Source organism: Poseidonibacter sp., assembly GCF_041821165.1.
Classification (GTDB): domain Bacteria; phylum Campylobacterota; class Campylobacteria; order Campylobacterales; family Arcobacteraceae; genus Poseidonibacter.
Map to the genome: position 1 here is coordinate 1 of NZ_JBGUES010000276.1, position 1,351 is coordinate 1,351.

The following is a 1,351-nucleotide window of genomic DNA, read 5'->3' on the forward strand; positions in this document are numbered from 1 at the left end:
GTTATTTTGTAATTTATATTGTATTTTTTTATAAATTCAAGAACCTCTTTTTTAGGTTTATCTTCTTCGCTTTCAAATAAAACAGAAATGATTTCAAAATCATCACTATATTTATTTTGTAATTCAATTAAAGTTGGAATTTCTTTTATACAAGGTGGACACCAAGTTGCAAATACATTTACAAGAACAACTTTTTTATCCTTATAATCTTTAAAATCTAAACCAGTAGGTGTGCTTTTTAATTCAACAATTTTTTCATCAGTAGTTGTTAATTTAAATGTTTTAGAAATAAACTCTTCTCTTACTGGTTTATTGTTTTTTGAATTAGCTACAAGACTTTCATCAATTTCACTTTTTGAATCACAACCTGTTAATAAAAAAAGTGCTGTAAGACAAGATGCTATTAAGTATTTAGTTTTCATGATTTTCCTAGATATTTATTATTTTATGAAATTATAGTAAAAAATGATTAATAAAATATAAACAAGTTATTTTAAGGCTGTTAACTCATTAAGTAATTCTTTTGCTTCTTTTTCATCAAAAAAGAGATTCATTGATAGTTCATGATTTATTTGTTTTAAAAGTTTTATTTTTTCTTTTAGTTGCTTTGATTTATTATCTTGATTTTTTTCAAGAACTTCTCTCATTTGATTTTTATAAGAATCAATAATTTCACTCTTTTTTACAGCCGTAGGCTTGATATTTTTTTTCTTACTTTGATTAAGTAGATAAATACCAAGTCCTATTAAAAAGATTAAAATTAAGGTTAATGTATCCATATAAAAGTTCTAATCTCTATAATTTAATTCAGCAAGCTCTTTTGCTTCTGTTGCTAATTTGTAAGCTTTATTTGCAGTATCTAATGCTTCTGTTACTCTTGCATCACGCTCTTCTTCTTTTTGTAGATTTTCAATTCTTTCTAAAATACTTCTATAATCAGAATGTCCAAACTTCTATTACTCTTGGAGCTTCTAATACATAATTCATAAATTCAGTATCACTCCAGTTATTAGTAAGTTTTGTATCAATATAGTTTTTATAATCAGAATCTATTTTAGTTTCATTTGCAATAAATGAAAAATCTAATTCTTGATCATCTAGTTTAGAAAAATAGTTATTATATAAAGATTGTAAGTAAGTTTTATTTTCTAAATTTGAAATATATGAATAAACTTTTTCTTTTTCACCATTTTCAAGCATATAAGATAAAATAACAGTAGATATTAAATTTTCTTTACTTTGTATTGCTTCTTCAAGTTTTTGAGTACAGTTGAAATATACAGCACCTGATTGTTTTTTATCTAAGGCTTTTACAAATTTAAATAAATCTAAGTTAAATGCATAAGAGTAT

General features: G+C 23.4%; 3 protein-coding genes. All 3 read right to left on the reverse strand.

Going from position 1 to position 1,351, the window contains the following annotated elements; all coding sequences use genetic code 11:
- Window positions 1–422, reverse strand: a 422-nt coding sequence (locus tag ACERKK_RS13115; protein WP_373773521.1) for a TlpA disulfide reductase family protein, incomplete at its 3' end; no start/stop codon positions are given.
- 66 nt (window positions 423–488) lie between these two features.
- Window positions 489–779, reverse strand: a complete 291-nt coding sequence (locus tag ACERKK_RS13120; protein ID WP_373773522.1) for a hypothetical protein — start codon at window positions 777–779, stop codon at window positions 489–491.
- A 157-nt stretch (window positions 780–936) separates the two neighbouring features.
- The coding region (locus ACERKK_RS13125; protein ID WP_373773523.1) for a hypothetical protein at window positions 937–1,351 on the reverse strand (415 nt) is incomplete at its 5' end.